At 67.8% G+C, this 15,474-nt stretch carries 16 protein-coding genes; 8 read left to right on the top strand and 8 right to left on the bottom strand.

The window, feature by feature from the left end; genetic code table 11:
* Positions 1-5: 5 nt before the first annotated feature.
* Positions 6-1,457 (bottom strand): 30S ribosomal protein S1, encoded by a 1,452-nt coding sequence (gene rpsA / locus Q9S36_RS00615; protein ID WP_064002307.1) that lies wholly within the window; start codon positions 1,455-1,457, stop codon positions 6-8.
* A 148-nt stretch (positions 1,458-1,605) separates the two neighbouring features.
* The gene (locus Q9S36_RS00610) at positions 1,606-2,025 is read right to left on the bottom strand and encodes a YchJ family metal-binding protein (protein ID WP_311283555.1); all 420 of its coding nucleotides are present in this window, start codon (positions 2,023-2,025) and stop codon (positions 1,606-1,608) included.
* 91 nt (positions 2,026-2,116) lie between these two features.
* Here Q9S36_RS00610 and Q9S36_RS00605 point away from each other — a divergent pair, with 91 nt between their 5' ends.
* The 3 genes from Q9S36_RS00605 to Q9S36_RS00595 are packed head-to-tail and all read left to right on the top strand — an operon-like array spanning position 2,117 to position 4,471.
* Positions 2,117-2,647, top strand: a complete 531-nt coding sequence (locus Q9S36_RS00605; protein ID WP_311283554.1) for a hypothetical protein — start codon at positions 2,117-2,119, stop codon at positions 2,645-2,647.
* Positions 2,648-2,655: 8 nt separating this feature from the next.
* Entirely contained in the window at positions 2,656-3,537 is an 882-nt protein-coding gene (locus Q9S36_RS00600) for a hypothetical protein (RefSeq protein WP_311283553.1), read from the top strand.
* Positions 3,538-3,553: 16 nt separating this feature from the next.
* A complete protein-coding gene (locus Q9S36_RS00595) occupies positions 3,554-4,471 on the top strand; it encodes a 5'-3' exonuclease (RefSeq protein WP_311283552.1) in 918 nt (305 codons plus the stop codon).
* Between the two features lies 1 nt (position 4,472).
* On the opposite strand, the gene Q9S36_RS00590 is transcribed toward Q9S36_RS00595, so the two are convergent.
* On the bottom strand, positions 4,473-5,465 hold the full coding sequence (locus Q9S36_RS00590; RefSeq protein WP_311283551.1) for a PHP domain-containing protein: 993 nt from the start codon (positions 5,463-5,465) through the stop codon (positions 4,473-4,475).
* 7 nt (positions 5,466-5,472) lie between these two features.
* Positions 5,473-6,525 carry an anthranilate phosphoribosyltransferase gene (gene trpD / locus Q9S36_RS00585; RefSeq protein ID WP_311283550.1) on the bottom strand — a complete coding sequence of 351 codons (1,053 nt, stop codon included), beginning with the start codon at positions 6,523-6,525 and terminating at the stop codon, positions 5,473-5,475.
* Positions 6,526-6,647: 122 nt separating this feature from the next.
* Between trpD and Q9S36_RS00580 the strand changes: the two genes are divergently transcribed.
* The 5 genes from Q9S36_RS00580 (at position 6,648) to Q9S36_RS00560 (ending at position 11,555) form a co-directional block, all read left to right on the top strand.
* The gene (locus Q9S36_RS00580) at positions 6,648-7,292 is read left to right on the top strand and encodes a heme-copper oxidase subunit III (protein ID WP_311283549.1); all 645 of its coding nucleotides are present in this window, start codon (positions 6,648-6,650) and stop codon (positions 7,290-7,292) included.
* Positions 7,293-7,316: 24 nt separating this feature from the next.
* Positions 7,317-8,114: a cytochrome c gene (locus Q9S36_RS00575; RefSeq protein ID WP_311283548.1), complete on the top strand. Its 798-nt coding sequence runs from the start codon at positions 7,317-7,319 to the stop codon at positions 8,112-8,114.
* 40 nt (positions 8,115-8,154) lie between these two features.
* A complete protein-coding gene (locus tag Q9S36_RS00570; protein ID WP_311283547.1) occupies positions 8,155-9,231 on the top strand; it encodes a Rieske 2Fe-2S domain-containing protein in 1,077 nt (358 codons plus the stop codon).
* On the top strand, positions 9,228-11,051 hold the full coding sequence (locus Q9S36_RS00565) for a cytochrome bc complex cytochrome b subunit (RefSeq protein WP_254632147.1): 1,824 nt from the start codon (positions 9,228-9,230) through the stop codon (positions 11,049-11,051). Before Q9S36_RS00570 ends, Q9S36_RS00565 begins: the two co-directional genes overlap by 4 nt.
* Positions 11,052-11,129: 78 nt before the next feature.
* The gene (locus Q9S36_RS00560; RefSeq protein ID WP_217531301.1) at positions 11,130-11,555 is read left to right on the top strand and encodes a rhodanese-like domain-containing protein; all 426 of its coding nucleotides are present in this window, start codon (positions 11,130-11,132) and stop codon (positions 11,553-11,555) included.
* Positions 11,556-11,573: 18 nt separating this feature from the next.
* Here Q9S36_RS00560 and Q9S36_RS00555 read toward each other — a convergent pair whose 3' ends face one another.
* Genes Q9S36_RS00555 through coxB form a run of 4 tightly spaced genes read right to left on the bottom strand, consistent with a single transcriptional unit; the run spans position 11,574 to position 15,454 of the window.
* Positions 11,574-12,371 (bottom strand): PP2C family serine/threonine-protein phosphatase, encoded by a 798-nt coding sequence (locus Q9S36_RS00555; protein WP_217531300.1) that lies wholly within the window; start codon positions 12,369-12,371, stop codon positions 11,574-11,576.
* 6 nt (positions 12,372-12,377) lie between these two features.
* Positions 12,378-12,812: a cytochrome c oxidase subunit 4 gene (locus tag Q9S36_RS00550; RefSeq protein ID WP_311283545.1), complete on the bottom strand. Its 435-nt coding sequence runs from the start codon at positions 12,810-12,812 to the stop codon at positions 12,378-12,380.
* Positions 12,813-14,555: a cytochrome c oxidase subunit I gene (ctaD, locus tag Q9S36_RS00545; protein WP_311283543.1), complete on the bottom strand. Its 1,743-nt coding sequence runs from the start codon at positions 14,553-14,555 to the stop codon at positions 12,813-12,815.
* The gene (gene coxB / locus Q9S36_RS00540) at positions 14,555-15,454 is read right to left on the bottom strand and encodes a cytochrome c oxidase subunit II (RefSeq protein WP_217531297.1); all 900 of its coding nucleotides are present in this window, start codon (positions 15,452-15,454) and stop codon (positions 14,555-14,557) included. The genes ctaD and coxB overlap by 1 nt, the downstream gene beginning before the upstream one ends.
* Positions 15,455-15,474 lie beyond the last annotated feature (20 nt).

The raw sequence follows: 15,474 nt of genomic DNA, 5'->3' as shown, positions 1-15,474 counted from the left end.
GTCGATCAGCGACCGGACAGCTTCTCGCGGAGAGCAGCCAGCGCCTCGTCGTCGGCGAGGGTGCCTGCACCGCTCGAGACCTCGGACGAGAAGGACGACGAACCCGAGTCGGCGGGAGCGGCGGCCTCGGCCTCGAGGGCCTTGGCGACGGCGGCCTTGTGAGCCTCCCAGCGACCCTGAGCAGCGGCGTACTCGGCCTCCCAGGCGAGGCGGGCCTCGTCGAAGCCTTCCTTCCACTGGTTGGTCTCGGGGTCGAAGCCCTCGGGGTACTTGTACTCGCCGTTCTCGTCGTACTCGGTGACCATGCCGTACAGGGCCGGGTCGAACTCGGTGCCGTTGGGGTCGACCGACTCGTTGGCCTGCTTCAGCGACAGCGAGATGCGGCGACGCTCGAGGTCGATGTCGATGATCTTGACGAAGACCTCCTCACCGACGGAGACGACCTGCTCGGCGAGCTCGACGTGCTTGCCCGACAGCTCGGAGATGTGCACGAGGCCCTCGATGCCGTCGGCGACGCGGACGAACGCACCGAACGGAACGAGCTTGGTGACCTTGCCCGGCGCGACCTGACCGATCGCGTGGGTGCGGGCGAAGACCTGCCACGGGTCCTCCTGCGTCGCCTTCAGCGACAGGGAGACGCGCTCGCGGTCGAGGTCGACCTCGAGGATCTCGACGGTGACCTCCTGGCCGACCTCGACGACCTCGGATGCGTGCTCGATGTGCTTCCACGAGAGCTCCGAGACGTGGACGAGACCGTCGACGCCACCGAGGTCGACGAACGCACCGAAGTTGACGATCGACGAGACGGTGCCCTTGCGGACCTGACCCTTGTGGAGGTTGTTGAGGAAGTTCGAACGCGACTCGGACTGCGTCTGCTCGAGCAGGGCGCGGCGCGAGAGGACGACGTTGTTGCGGTTCTTGTCGAGCTCGAGGATCTTGGCCTCGATCTCCTGGCCGAGGTACGGCGTCAGGTCGCGAACGCGACGCAGCTCGATGAGCGACGCCGGGAGGAAGCCGCGGAGGCCGATGTCGACGATGAGACCACCCTTGACGACCTCGATGACGGAGCCGGTGACGACACCGTCGTTCTCCTTGATCTTCTCGACGTCTCCCCAGGCACGCTCGTACTGCGCGCGCTTCTTGGAGAGGATCAGGCGGCCTTCCTTGTCCTCCTTCTGGAGGACGAGGGCCTCGACCTGGTCGCCGACGTTGACGACCTCGTTGGGGTCGACGTCGTGCTTGATCGAGAGCTCACGCGAGGGGATGACGCCCTCGGTCTTGTAGCCGACGTCGAGGAGGACCTCGTCGCGGTCGATCTTCACGACGGTGCCTTCGATGAGGTCTCCGTCGTTGAAGAACTTCAGGGTCTTCTCGACCGCGGCCAGGAAGTCCTCAGCAGATCCGATGTCGTTGATGGCGACCTGCTTGGTGGCCGGGGCGGTCGTTGCGTTAGTCATGTAGGGGGTTGTCCTTGGATGGTGTTGTGTTCGGGCCACGGAGCCAGTCCGCACGAGGACGTGCGGCAGCCGATCGCGGCAGGGTGGTTGGTTCGTGCGATGTCACGCGGGCGCGGCACAAGGGCCACGCGTGTGACACTCCAGGGTATCAGAGAGCGTCCGCGTAGTACCAGCGCCCCGCGCGCCGCACGAACCGGCTGTCCTCCTCGAGGACGCCCTGATCACCGGTGCCGCCGTCGGACCATCGCGCCCGGAAGCTCACCCGCCCTGATCGGCCGTCGGCGGCCGTCTCGGAACGCAGGACCTCCAGCCCGAGCCAGGTGGTCGCGGCATCCACCGACACCTCGTCCGGACGTGTCGCGGGGAACCAGGTGTCGGCCAGATGCCGGGCGTCTCCCAGGGCGAACGCGGTGTACCGCGACCGCATGAGGTCCTCGGGCGTCTCGGCGGGAACGCCGGCGAGGACGGGCCCGCAGCACGATCCGAACGCGCGTCGGCCGCAGGGGCAGAGCGAGTCCGGCGCGGGTCGACGCCCTCGATGAGCGGATGCCGCGGCTCCGAACGACATGATCCCCTCCCCACCCGGTGGATGACGCCAGCGAGCCTACGCGCTGTGGAGAACCGACCGGGTGAGCGCGCACGGTCACTACCGTGGTCGCATGACCGCTCGACGTTCTGCAGCGCTGCTCGCGGCGACCGCGCTCGCCGCCGCTCTCACCGCGTGCGCTCCGGCCTCCGCCCCGACGCCCTCCCCCACGCCGACCGGGTTCGCGTCGGAAGAAGAGGCGTTCGCCGCCGCCGAAGCGACCTACCGCGCGTACGTCGACGCCCTGAACCAGGTGGACCTCAGCGACCCCGCGACCTTCGAGCCGGTTTACGCGCTCCTGGAGGGTGAGGCAGCCGACGCGGCACGCAGGTCCTTTTCGCAGATGCACGCAGACGGTTGGCGGGTTGAGGGCGACAGCCGCCCGACCCTCGTGCAGACAGCGGAGTACGCCAACGAGCAAGTCTCGCTCGCGGTCTGTGTGGATGTGTCTGACGTTCGCGTTCTCGATGCAAACGGAGAATCTGTGGTCAACGACCGGCCAGAGGTTCAGAGCCTGACCGTCCTGGCTGACAGCGACCCAAGAAAGTCGACGAAAGCAGTCATCACTAAGTTCAGCGCCCGGTCGGACGGCCCAGCGTGCTAGCCGAGATAATGCACGCAACGGCGATCGCACTAACCTTCGCAAGCGCGGCCAGTGGCACCGACGCTTGCGCTGATGGCACGGCCTGGGTCTGCGACTCGACAAACAACGGCTCCTCCGTCACGATCCAAGCCACCCGCACGGAAACCACAACCCCCCGCGCCCCCTCGCGCAACACCAACAACAACGACGGCGGGGGCAGCGCCCCGATCCTCGCCCCGCCCCCGCCGCGCGACCCGAACGCGTACTACCCCGGCGGCCGCACACGCGATCAGTGGCTGGCGGACTGCGCCTTCGACCTCGCCTGCACCGCCCCGATCACGGCCCCCGGCGGTGCGCCGCTGCCCGGGGCCGAACAGGCCGATCAGGAGCCCGCCGACCCGGCGCCAGCCCCCGCCGCACCCGACCCGACGACCGCCACGATCGACGACGTGGCGCAGTTCGCGCCGGCACCCCCGCGGGTCGTCGGCGAGCCCCACGGGTTCGGGGTGGTCGGCATGCCCACGAACTTCGTCGTCGGCGCCACGGAGCACACGGTCGACGGTGAGATCTTCGACGTCCCCGTGACCGTCCGATTCACACCGGTGTCCTTCCTCTTCGACTACGGCGACGGCGCCACCCGCGAGACGACGACCCCCGGAACGTCCTGGCAGGACCTCGACGTCCCGCAGTTCTCCGCCACCGACACCAGCCACAGCTACGCCGAGCCCGGCGAGTACGAGGCCCGCGCGACGATCCGCTACGTCGCCGAAGCCGACGCCGGCGGAGGCTGGTTCGCCGTCCCCGGGATCCTCGAGACCGACACCCCCGCGACCGTCATCCGCGTCGTGGACGTCGACACGGCCCTCGTCGAGCAGACCTGCGACGAAGACCCCGGCGGTCCCGGCTGCTGAATGCGAGGATGAGCGCGTGACCGGACGCCTCATGCTGCTCGACTCCGCCAGCCTCTACTTCCGCGCCTTCTACGGCGTGCCCGACACGGTGAAGGCGCCCGATGGTCGCCCCGTCAACGCCGCGCGCGGATTCCTCGACATGATCGCCAAGCTCGTCATCACCTACGAGCCGACGCACCTCGTCGCCTGCTGGGACGACGACTGGCGTCCGCAGTGGCGTGTCGACCTGATCCCGTCGTACAAGGCTCACCGCGTCGCGCAGGAGGTGCAGTCCGCGCCGGACGTCGAGGAGGTCCCCGATCCCCTCGAGATCCAGGTGCCCGTGATCCGTGAGGCACTCGACACCCTCGGCATCCCGATCATCGGCGCACCCGAGCACGAGGCCGACGACGTCATCGGCACGCTCGCCTCGACCAGTGACATCCCCGTCGACGTCGTCACGGGCGACCGCGACCTCTTCCAACTCGTCGACGACGCCCGCGGCGTCCGTGTCGTCTACACCGGGCGCGGCATGAGCAAGCTCGAAGAACTGACGGATGCCGTCATCGTCAGCAAGTACGGCATCCTCCCGACGCAGTACGCGGACTTCGCCGCGATGCGCGGCGATGCGTCCGACGGCCTCCCCGGGGTCGCGGGTGTCGGCGAGAAGACGGCCGCGACGCTCCTCGCCGTCCACGGCGACCTCGCCCGCATCCGGCGGGCAGCCGAATCCAGCGAGGGGATGAGCGCCGGCGTGCGGAACAAGATCCTCGCCGCGGCCGACTACCTCGATGTCGCACCCCGCGTCGTCGAGGTCGTCCGCACCCTCGACCTCCCCGCGGTCGACACCCGGATCACGGCGCCCGACGAGGCGGCCGTCGCACAGCTCGCGGAAGCGTGGTCGCTCGGATCCTCCGCCACGCGCGCCGCAGCGGCGCTGTCCGCGCGGGCCTGACTCAGCGCGACGCCTTCCACTCCCGCAGCCGCGCCAGCGGCCACGTCGTGATGATGCGCTCCGGGGGCACACCGGCGCGTTCGGCGCGGACCGCGCCGTGATCGAGCAGCGACAGCTGACCGGGCGCGTGCGCATCCGAGTCGATCGAGAACAGGCATCCCACCTCGATCGCGAGAGCGAGCAGATCGTCCGGCGGGTCCTCGCGCTCCGGCCGGGAGTTGATCTCCACGGCGGTGCCGTGCGCGGCGCAGGCCTCGAAGACCGCCCGCGCGTCGAACACGGACGGCGGACGCGTGCCGCGTGATCCCGAGACGAGCCGCCCCGTCACGTGACCCAGCACGTCGACACGCGGATCGGATGCCGCGGCCACCAGCCGCCGCGTCATAGGACCGCGCTCCATTCGCAGCGTCGAATGCGCCGACGCGACGACGACGTCGAGGGAACGGAGCAGCCCGTCCTCCTGGTCGAGCGAGCCGTCGTCGAGGATGTCGACCTCGATGCCGCTGAGGAGAGTGAAGTCGTCGTCGCAGAACCCCGGGATGAGCGCCAGTTGCTCGCGGAGCCGCTCCGCGGACAGGCCCCGCGCGACGCGCAGCCGCGGCGAGTGGTCTGTGAGCGCGAGGTACTCGTGACCGAGCGCCCTGGCCGCCTCCACCATGAGGTCGATCGACGTCAGCCCGTCCGACCATTCGGAGTGCGCGTGCAGGTCTCCGCGCAGCTGCGACCGCAGAGCGGATGCCTGTGGCGGCGCCACGCGCTCCCGGAGATCCGCCAGATACGTGGGGACGCGGCCCGAGACCGCCTCGCTGATCACGGCGAAGGTGGAGTCGCCGATGCCCTTCCGAGCACGGATCCCACGGAGGTCGGTCCGCTCGTCCGCGCTCAACTCCGCCAGGGTCTTCGCGGCGGCGCGGAACGCCTTCGACTTGTACCGCGAGGCGCGATCGCGCTCGAGGAGCTCCGCGATCTCCGTCAGCGCCTCGATCGGGTCCATGTCGGCCTCAGCGCCCGGATGCCGCGACCCACGCGTCGAGCTTGGCTGCGGCCGCACCTGAATCGACCGCCGCCGCCGCCTCGGCGTGGGCCTCGGCGAGGCGCTCCACGAAGGGCCGTTGGAGCTCACCCGCATCCCGGAACAGCCGGTACGAAACGATCCCGGCGGCGGCGTTGAGCAGCACGATGTCGCGCACCGGACCGGACTCGCCCTGCAGCACGCGACGGACCACCTCGGCGTTGTGCGGGGCATCGCCCCCGAGGAGGTCGGAGATCTCCGCCCGCGGGATCCCGAGGTCGCGGGGGTCGAGGTCGTGCTCGCGGACGTCGCCCCGGCTGATCTCCCACACCCGGCTGTGCCCGGTGGTGGTGAGTTCGTCCATGCCGTCGTCGCCGCGGAAGACGAGCGCCGTCGCACCGCGCGTCCGGAAGACGCCGGTGATGAGCGGCACGCGGTCCAGGTGCGCGACCCCCACCGCGTTGGCCTCGGCGCGCGCCGGGTTGCAGAGCGGTCCGAGGAAGTTGAAGACCGTCGGGATGCCGAGCTCGGCGCGCGTGGGACCGGCATGGCGGAACCCGGGGTGGAACGCGGACGCGAACGCGAACGTGATCCCCACCTCGTCGAGCACCGCGGCGACCCGTTCGGGCGAACTCGTCAAGTCGACGCCGAGGGCCGCCAGCACGTCGGACGATCCCGACTTCGAGCTCGCGGCGCGGTTGCCGTGCTTGACGACGGGGATGCCGGTGGCCGCCACGACCACCGATGCGGTCGTCGAGACGTTCACGGTCCCGTAACGATCGCCGCCCGTGCCGACGATGTCGAGCACCCCGGCCGGCACCGGGAGGGGAACGGCCGCTTCGAGGATGGCGTCGCGGAAGCCGACGACCTCGTCGACGGTCTCGCCCTTGGCGCGCAGCGCGACGAGGAACGCCGCGAGCTGCGACGGGGTCGCCGCACCCTGCATCACCTGGCGCATCGCCCAGGTCGACTCGGACACGCTGAGGTCCTGACCGGAGAGCACCGAGGTGAGGATTTCGGGCCAGGAGTACATGTCCGCCATGCCTCCCGATCCTACTCAGCACTCTGTCAGCCGACTCGCGGCCCGTGCATCACGCGATCCGATGCCGGAGAAAGGGACGAGTACCTTCAGGAATGCGAAACCCTCCCCCAACATCGGCCATAATGGGGAGCGTGACGACCACTCCCGCGAAATACAACCAGGCACTGCGTTCGGTGAAACGACCGGACCCGGTGGCCGTCGGCACGATCGTGTGGCTCGGCAGCGAGGTCATGTTCTTCGCCGGCCTCTTCGCCATCTACTTCACGATCCGCAACACCTCGCCGGAACTGTGGGCCGCGCGCACCGAGCTGCTGAACATCCCGTTCGCCGCGGTGAACACCCTCATCCTGGTGCTGTCGTCGTTCACGGCGCAGGCAGGTGTCTTCGCGGCCGAGCGCTTCCAGCCCTACCGTCGCGGATCCCTCTGGAACTTCCGCCAGTGGGGCATGGTCGAGTGGTTCTACCTGACCTTCATCATGGGTGCGGTCTTCGTGTCCGGTCAGGTGTGGGAGTACGCCACCCTGATCGCCGAGGGCATGCCCATCAGCGCCGACTCCTACGCGTCGGCCTTCTACCTGACGACCGGCTTCCACGCCCTGCACGTGACGGGTGGCCTCATCGCCTTCCTGCTCATCATCGGGCGCGCCTTCGCCGTCAAGAACTTCGGCCGCAAGGAGATGACCTCCGCGATCGTCGTGTCGTACTACTGGCACTTCGTCGACGTCGTGTGGATCATCCTCTTCGCCGTCATCTACTTCATCCGGTAACACAGAGCGGAGCTGAGTTCCTCAATGGCATCCAAGACCCCGCGTCGGCAGACGGGCCGTCGCAGCAAGTGGGCGGCCGCCGCTCTGATCGGCGTCGGCCTGCTGCTCACGGGTGGCATCTACGCCGGTGCGTCCGCCGCCATGGCGTCGACGACGTCGACCGAGACGTCCACGCTCACCGTCGAGGACGGCAAGAAGCTGTTCCAGGCGAACTGCGCGACCTGCCACGGCCTCAACCTCGAAGGCACGCCCGACGGCCCCTCGCTCTACGGCGTCGGGGAGCTGTCCGTCGAGTTCCAGGTCGCGACCGGCCGTATGCCCCTGCAGAACCAGGGTCCGCAGGCACCGCAGAAGTCGCCGCAGTTCACCGAGGACCAGATCAAGGCGATGGCCGCCTGGGTGCAGTCCGTCGCCCCCGGACCCACCTACCCCGACGAGCGCATCCTCGACGGCGAGGGCAACCTGACCGAGGGCGCCGAGCTCTTCCGCATCAACTGCGCGATGTGCCACAACGTCGCCGCCGCCGGTGGTGCTCTGACCGAGGGCAAGTACGCTCCCGCGCTCACCGAGACCAGCCCGCTGCACATCTACGCGGCGATGGTCACGGGCCCGCAGAACATGCCCGTCTTCAACGACATGACCATCACGCCCGACGAGAAGCGCGACATCATCTCGTCCCTGATGTACCTGCAGAAGAGCGAACCCGTCGGTGGGTTCACGCTCGGTTCGCTCGGACCGGTCTCCGAAGGCCTGTTCATCTGGATCTTCGGCATCGGCACGCTGATCGGCATCTCGGTGTGGATCACCGCGAAGTCCAACTGACCCACCACTGACGCACAGAATTTCACGGACGAGGAGCAGAATGTCACACGAGGAAGAGCCGCAGGCGCTCGAGAAGGCTCCTCAGCCTTCGTCGGGTCTCGTCGTCGCGGTCGCCGACCCCGTGCAGAACCCGGGTCTGCCGCCGCACCGCGAGCGGATGACCGATAAGGACCCGGCGGCGATGGCCCGCGCGGTCCGCACCGTCTACACGCTGTTCTACATCTCGCTCGCCGCCAGCCTCTGGGCGGTGGCCGCGTACATGCTGTTCCCGATCGAGAGCGGCGCCTTCGGCGACATCCGCGCGAACAACCTGTTCATCGGACTCGGGATCGGGTTCGCACTCCTCACCATCGGCATCGCTGCGATCCACTGGTCGAAGGCGATCATGCCCGACAAGGAGCACATCGAGCAGCGCCACCCGACCCGCGGCAAAGAGTCCACCCGCGAAGCGGCCGTCGACGTCTTCCGCGAGGCCAACGAGGAATCCGGCTTCGGCCGTCGCACCGCCATCCGCGGTGGTCTCATCGCCGCCCTGGTCGCCTCGATCGTCCCGGGTGTGACGCTGTTCCGCGGCCTCGCTCCCCACGCATCCGAGGAGCACCCGCTCGCCGGTGACCCCGTCGCGCTGCTGAAGCACACGATGTGGAAGGAGGGTGAGCGCCTGGCGCACGACCCGTCCGGCCTCCCCATCCGCGCCGCCGACGTCGCGCTCGGCTCCGCCGTGCACGTCATCCCGGAGTCCCTCAAGGACGTCGACCACCTGGATGGATACCTCGAGGAGAAGGCCAAGGCCATCGTCCTCCTCATGCGGCTGCTCCCCGAGCAGCTGCCCGCCGAGTACAACCGCCTCGACTGGTCCTACGACGGGATCGTGGCGTACTCGAAGGTCTGCACGCACGTCGGATGCCCCGTCGCGCTGTACGAGCAGCAGACCCACCATCTGCTCTGCCCCTGCCACCAGTCGCAGTTCGACGTGTCGCGCGGCGCCGAGGTCATCTTCGGACCCGCCGCCCGCCCGCTCCCCCAGCTGCCCATCACGGTCGACGCAGACGGATACCTCATCGCCAAGAGCGACTTCGAAGAGCCCGTCGGGCCGAGTTTCTGGGAGCGTCATTGAGCACCGTGACTGAATCCTCGTCCACCACAGCGGTGGCCAAGCCGGCGGAGAAGCCGCTCGGCGGCCGCTTCATCGGCGCCACGGCCAACTACCTCGACGAGCGAACGAGCATCTCCGGTCTCGTCAAGGAGATCGGGCGCAAGATCTTCCCCGACCACTGGTCGTTCATGCTCGGTGAGATCGCCCTCTGGAGCTTCGTCGTCGTCTTCCTGTCGGGCTCGTTCCTGACGTTCTTCTTCGAGGCGTCGATGGCGCCCACGCACTACAACGGCGCATACGTACCGCTGCGTGGCATCGAGATGTCGGCTGCCCTCGAGTCGACGCTGAACATTTCGTTCGACCTCCGTGGCGGTCTCCTCGTGCGGCAGCTCCACCACTGGGCGGCGCTGCTGTTCATCGCCGCGATCGGCGTGCACATGCTGCGCGTGTTCTTCACCGGCGCGTTCCGCAAGCCGCGTGAGCTCAACTGGGTGATCGGTTTCGTCCTGTTCATCCTCGCCATGGCACTCGGCTTCACCGGTTACTCGCTCCCCGACGACCTGCTCTCGGGCAACGGCCTCCGCATCATCGACGGCATGATCAAGGGTCTGCCGCTGATCGGCACCTGGACCTCGTATCTGCTCTTCGGCGGCGAGTTCCCGGGCATGGCGATCGTCGGTCGTCTGTACACGCTGCACATCCTGCTGCTGCCGCTGATCCTCATCGCGCTCATCGCCGCGCACCTCATGCTGATGATCATCAACAAGCACACGCAGTTCGCCGGCCCCGGCCGCACGAACGACAACGTCGTGGGCTACCCGATGGTCCCGATCTACATGTCGAAGATGGGCGGCTTCCTGTTCATCACGTTCGGTGTGCTCGTCCTCATCGCCTCGATGTTCACGATCAACCCGATCTGGAACTACGGCCCGTACGACCCGTCCCCCGTCTCGGCCGGCACCCAGCCCGACTGGTACATCGGCTTCGCGGACGGCGCGCTCCGTCTCGCGCCCTCGAACCTGGACCTCGTCCTGTTCGACCGCACCTTCTCGTTCGGCATCCTGCTGCCGGTCGCGGTGCTGGGCCTGTTCATCGTGCTCGTCGCGGTGTACCCCTTCATCGAGGCGTGGGTCACGGGCGACAAGCGCGAGCACCACATCGCGCAGCGTCCCCGCCACGCGCCGACCCGCACGGCCATCGGCGTCGCCGGCGTCATCTTCTACGCCGTTCTGTGGGCCGCCGCCTCCTCGGACATCATCGCCACGCACTTCTCGCTGACGATGGAGGGGGTCATCCACTCCCTCCAGGCGCTACTGTTCATCGGCCCGATCGTCGGCTACTTCGTGACGAAGCGGATCGCGATCGCGCTCCAGAAGAAGGACCGCGAGATCGCCCTGCACGGGTACGAGTCGGGTCGCATCGTCCGCCTTCCCGGCGGCGAGTACATCGAGGTCCACCAGCCCGTCGACGCGTACGAGCGCGTGAAGCTGATCGACTTCGAGGTGCACGAGCCCCTGGTCGTCCGTCCGAACGACAACGGCCGGATCCCGTGGCACCAGAACGTCCGCGCCTCGCTGTCGCGCTGGTTCTTCGAGGACCGTCTGTCGCCGGTCACGCAGACCGAGCTGGATGCCGCGATCGCCCACCAGCACCACGCACTCGAGCACATCGAGCACGAGGAGCAGGAGGAGATCCGCGGTGCCCACGAGCGCGCCGGTGTCCCCGACGCGCCGCTGCACCCGATCGACGACGGTCACAACCCGGAGACCGCGAACCGCCCGTCGAACATCATCGTGGTCGACGACGCTCCGCGGAAGAAGGACGACGGCGCGAAGAGCTGATCCTCTCTGGCAGGATTGCGGCGGGGTCTGACCGAAAGGTCAGGCCCCGCCGCTTCTCTGTTCCCGTAGCGTCGAGACATGACCACCTCCCCCGTCGACGCACTCACCTACTTCCGGACGAAGCTCCACCACGAAACGGACCCCAGCGACGTCTACGCGGCGCAGAAGGCCGGCGAGCACTTCGTCCTCGTCGATGTGCGCAACCAGGAGGCCTGGGACCAGGGACACGCACGAGGCGCGCTGCACATGCCCCACCGCGAGATCGCGGCCCGCGCGCCGCAAGAGATTCCCGCGGACACCCCCGTCGTCGTGTACTGCTGGAGTCCCGGCTGCAACGGCGGCGCCCGTGGCGCCGTGGAGTTCGCGCAGCTCGGCTACAGCGTCCGCGAGATGATCGGCGGCTACGAGTACTGGGCACGGGAAGGGATGCCGGTGGACGCCGCATCCGGCTCACTCCCCCGCATCTTCGATCCGCTCGTCATGCCGGTCCGATCCGACTCCTGAGCGCCCCTGTGGGAGCGTTCAGGCGCTCGCCAGACCGGCCTCGATGACCTCGGTCCACCGGGAAGCTGCCGCGCCAGCGATGACGGGGACGGCGGCGATGTCGGGCACGCCGTCGATCACGTCGCACACGACCGCGGTGACGTTGTCGCGTGAGGCCGCCTGCAGCGCGAGCTCGACGATCATCCGCGACGCCGCGACGGGATCGGCGACGCCACCCACGATCTCGGCGAGGGCATCCTCGGGGACGTAGTCGGTGACGCCGTCGCTGCAGAGGAACCAGCGGTCGCCGATGCGCACATCGCGCGTCTCGACCCGGATCACGTCCTCCTCGTTGCCGCCCAGCGAGGCCGTGATGATGTTGCGGCGCGGATGCGTCCAGGCATCCTCGGGACGGATGAGTCCGCGGTCGACCAACGCCTGCACGAAAGAGTCGTCACGCGTCTGCCGTGCCAGCTCACGGTCCCGCAGGAGATACGCGCGGGAGTCCCCCGTGTGGGCGACGACGAGTCCGCCGTCCCCCGTGAGCCAGACGCCGGTCAGTGTGCTCGCCATACCCGCGAGGGCGGCGTCGCGGCGGATGTGAGCACCGATGTCCCAGTTGGCGGCCTTGACCCGGCCGATGAGGTCTTCGGCGCTGGGAAGAGCGCCGCGCAGCGTGATCAGCTTGTGGATGATCGCGGCCGACGCGAGATCACCGGAGGGACCACCGCCGACGCCGTCCGCCACAGCTGCGGCAAACGGCGAGGCGAAAGCGGCGTCCTGGTTGACGTCCCGGTAGCCTCCGACGTCGGAGAAGACGCCCGCATGGATGCGCATGGAGACTCAGCGGGCGAAGTAGCCCCGGTAGTACTCGTAGACCCAGCCGACGATGGCGACGACGAAGATGGCGAAACCGATCGGGATCATGAACTCACCGACGGCGAGACCGATGAATGCCACGGCCGCCGAGCCGGCGAGCACGAGCGGCCACCACGACCACGGCGAGAACTCGCCCATCTCGGGGTCGCCGTCGTCGATGTCGGCCGTGAGGGAGTCCTCGGGGAGGACGCCGCCCTGGGCCTTCTCGACGCGGCTCGTGTAGAACGCGATCATCGCACCCATGGCCGTCACGAAGACGAGTGCCACGGACCCGACCCACTCGATCCGGTTGAAGACCGGCAGCTGCGGGTGGGCGATGATGTTCCACACCACGTAGACGACGGCGACGACGCCGAAGAACGCGGTCAGGATCCACCAGAGGTTGATGTTCGTCTTCACTTACTTGACCTCACCGTTCGTCAGATCGACCACCGGGGCGTCGGGCGCGTCCTTGGCAGGACCCACACCGACGGGGATGCCGGCTTCGGGGTGGTTCAGGTCGAATGCGGGCCGCTCGCTGCGGATGCGCGGGATCGACGTGAAGTTGTGGCGCGGCGGCGGGCAGCTGGTCGCCCATTCGAGCGAACCGCCGTAGCCCCACGGGTCGTTGACCGTGACGCGCGGCGCGGTGCGTGCCGTGATCCAGACGTTCAGGAGGAACGGCACCATCGAGGCGGCGAGGATCATGGAGCCGATCGTCGACACCTGGTTCTGCCAGGTCCAGCCGTCCTGCATGGCGTAGTCGGCGTAGCGTCGCGGCATGCCGTCCGCGCCCAGCCAGTGCTGGATGAGGAACGTCATGTGGAAGCCGATGAACAGCAGCCAGAAGTGCACGAGACCCAGACGCTCGTTCAGCATCTTGCCCGTCCATTTGGGCCACCAGAAGTAGAAGCCCGCGAACATCGCGAAGACGACGGTTCCGAAGACGACGTAGTGGAAGTGCGCCACGACGAAGTACGAGTCGGAGACGGCGAAGTCCAGCGGCGGCGAGGACAGGATGACGCCGGTCAGACCACCGAAGACGAACGAGACGAGGAAGCCCAGGGCGAACACCATCGGCGTTTCGAAGGTGATGGATCCACGCCACATCGTGCCGATCCAGTTGAAGATCTTCACACCCGTCGGGACCGCGATGAGCATCGTCATGAGCGCGAAGAACGGCAGCAGGACGGCACCCGTGACGTACATGTGGTGAGCCCAGACCGAGACCGACAGCGCGGCGATCGCGATCGTCGCGTAGACGAGCGTCTTGTAGCCGAAGATCGGCTTGCGACTGAAGACCGGGAAGATCTCCGACACGATGCCGAAGAACGGCAGCGCGATGATGTACACCTCGGGGTGCCCGAAGAACCAGAACAGGTGCTGCCAGAGGAGGACGCCACCGTTGGCCGGGTCGTAGATGTGGGCGCCGAGGATGCGGTCGGCCGCCGCAGCGAAGATCGCTGCCGCCAGAACCGGGAAGGCCATCAGGATCAGGATGCTGGTGACCAGCGTGTTCCAGCTGAAGATCGACATGCGCCACATCGTCATACCGGGCGCACGCATCGTCATGATCGTGGTGATGAAGTTGACACCACCGAGGATCGTGCCGAAACCGCTCATGCCGAGGCCCAGCATCCAGAGGTCACCACCGGCACCCGGGCTGAAGCTCTCGCTCGCCAGCGGCTGGTAGGCGAACCACCCGAACGCGGCGGCACCCTGCGGGGTGAGGAAGCCGGCGACGGCGATGGTCGACCCGAACGTGAAGAGCCAGAAGGCGAAGGCGTTCAGACGCGGGAACGCGACGTCGGGCGCTCCGATCTGCAGCGGCAGCAGCACGTTGGCGAAACCGGCGAACAGCGGCGTCGCGAACATGAGCAGCATGATCGTGCCGTGCATCGTGAACAGCTGGTTGTACTGCTCCTTCGTCGGCACCACCTGCATGCCCGGCTCGAAGAGCTCGGCGCGGATGATCAGCGCCATCACGCCGCCGAGCATGAAGAACAGGACCGACGCGATCAGGTACATGTACCCGATGGTCTTGTGGTCGGTGGAGGTGATCCACTTCACCACGATGTTGCCCTTGTGCTCGACGCGCGAGCGGCTCAGCAGCGCCGCCTGGCGAGGGGGAAGGGTCTGTGCCGGAGGCGTGATGGTGGCCATCAGTTGTTCTCTCCCTCGGCGGCAGGTGCGCCGGTGCCCGGTGCGTTCTGCTGACGGTCAAGGACGTCATCGATGTCGCCGGTCTGGCCCTTGGCCTCGAGCGACGCGATGTACGACTGGTATTCGGACTCGGAGACGACCTTCACGTTGAAGAGCATCATCGAGTGGTACTGGCCGCAGAGCTCGGCGCACTTGCCGACGTACTCGCCCTCCTTGGTGGGGACGAACGACCAGTAGTTGTCACGGCCCGGGATCATGTCCTTCTTGTAGAGGAAGTCCACGATCCAGAACGAGTGGATGACGTCGCGCGACTCGAGCTGCAGCGTCACCTTCTTGTCGACCGGCAGCACCAGCTCGGGGAGCTCGTTGGTGATGTTGCCCTGGGCGTCGGTCTGCGCCTGGACACCCATGGTCCAGACGGACTCTTCGGTGTCGTTGCAGTCGGAGCCGTTGTACTGGAAGTCCCAGGCCCATTGCTTGCCGATCGCGGTGATGCAGACATCGGGGGTCTCGTGCTGTTTCTCGATGATCGTCTGGTCGCGGGCGGTGAACGCGAAGAAGCCGAGCACCAGGATGACCGGCGCGATCGTGAAGAACATCTCGATCGGCATGTTGTAGCGCAGCTGCACCGGCAGCCCTGACTGGCCCTTGCGGCGCCGGTAGGCGATCGCGGCCCAGCCCATGAGGGCCCAGGTGATGACGCCGACGGCGAGGACGACGATCCACGACGTGGTCCAGAGGCCGGCGATCATCGACGTGCGGTTCGTCGCCTGGCCGCCCTCCTCATCGAAGCCGGGGAGGAAGCCGTTCGCTGTCGTGGGGCTGCAGCCCGCCAGCGCGACCGCGGAGGCGATCGTGAGCGGGAGAGCTACCCAACGGAGTCGGCGGTTGACGCGCACGGTGCACCTTTCGGGGACAT

The organism is Microbacterium sp. ARD31, assembly GCF_031844425.1.
Note: the sequence above shows the minus strand (reverse complement) of the source record. Positions and strands in the feature narration are given on the sequence as shown.